Below are 1,343 nucleotides of genomic sequence, written 5' to 3'. Positions count from 1 at the left end.
GGCGCCGATAGCCAAATCGACGGCGCTCGCCCGCAAGCACGCGCATGCGTTCGCGAGCCTCCGCATCATCCGGGCGGCGGCTTTGATACCGCACCGTGGTCCGATCCACGCCCAGCGCATCGCAGGCCCGGCGTTGGCTCACCTCGAACAGGCTCTGAAGATGAGCTACCGCCTCCCGCTTATGGCTGGGCGCTAGAATTTTTTTGACGCAATTTCCTTGAGCATGGCGTTGTCCAGCACGGCGTCCGCCAACAGCCGCTTGAGCCGAGCGTTCTCGTCTTCCAGCTGTTTGAGCCGCCTGGCGTCCGAGACTTCCAACCCGCCGAATTTGGCCTTCCACTTGTAAAACGTCGCCGAACTGATCCCGTGTCGACGGCAGACCTCCGCCGTCGACATCCCCGACTCCTGCTCTTTGAGGATGCCGATGATCTGTTCCTCGCTAAACCGACTGCTCTTCATCTCGTCCGTCTCCCTGATGGGGCGGACTCTACTCATTCCTGGAGGAAATCCACGGGCTCAGACCATCCTCCGTGATCGGATAGGCGGCGACACCACTCACGCAACCAGGCCCGTGGCACCATCGAGCACACCCGCCGGGATGATCGCAGCCACACCGGTCCAGCGACCATGGGTCTCCAGTTCCCGAGAGCCGGACCGAAAAAGATAGTTGAGCGATTTTATCGGGTTGTGATTCAGTTCGCTTTCGAAGACATGACCGGCCCCCACTAGACCAGATGTTCGCCTGAGATTGGGGTGACCCGTCTCGCAGTATGCAGGTTTCCGAGGGTTGCGCCGGGAGGTCCGGTGCCGAGCCTCAATGCATAGGAGACGGGTCATGGGAAAGCATATCACTTTTATCGGGCTGGACGTGCACAAGGAGACGATCACGGTCGCGCTGGCGGAATCTGGCGGCCGCGATGACGTGCGCGAGTATGGCCGGATCGCGAACACCCCGGAGGCGCTGACGAGGGTGGTGACGAAGTTGCAGCGCGTGGGCGGGGAACTGCGATTTTGCTATGAAGCGGGTCCATGTGGCTACGGGATCCAGCGACAGCTGACGGCGGCCGGGCATGACTGCGTGGTGGTGGCGCCGTCGCTGATCCCTCGCAAGGCCGGGGGAACGGATCAAGACGGATCGTCGGGATGCGGTGAACCTGGCCAGGCTGCATCGGGCGGGGGAATTGACGGCGGTCTGGGTGCCGGATCCGGCGCATGAAGCGATCCGTGACCTGGTCCGGACTCGATTGATGGCGGTGCGAGCACTACGGCAGGCGCGCCAGCAGCTGTCCGGCTTCCTGCTGCGTCATGGGCGACACTACAGTCGTCAAGCCTGGACGTTGATG

General features: G+C 62.6%; 2 pseudogenes. One reads left to right on the top strand and one right to left on the bottom strand.

The annotated features are described in order from the left end of the window. Positions 1–459: pseudogene (tnpA, locus tag RT91_RS21100) on the bottom strand (IS66 family insertion sequence element accessory protein TnpA); the annotation flags it as partial. A 376-nt stretch (positions 460–835) separates the two neighbouring features. On the opposite strand from tnpA, the pseudogene RT91_RS19735 reads away from it, so the two are divergent. Next, positions 836–1,343, top strand: a pseudogene (locus RT91_RS19735) (transposase); the annotation flags it as partial.

Source organism: Acidiphilium sp. JA12-A1, assembly GCF_000724705.2.
Taxonomy (GTDB): Bacteria; Pseudomonadota; Alphaproteobacteria; order Acetobacterales; family Acetobacteraceae; genus Acidiphilium; species Acidiphilium multivorum.
Note: the sequence above shows the minus strand (reverse complement) of the source record. Positions and strands in the feature narration are given on the sequence as shown.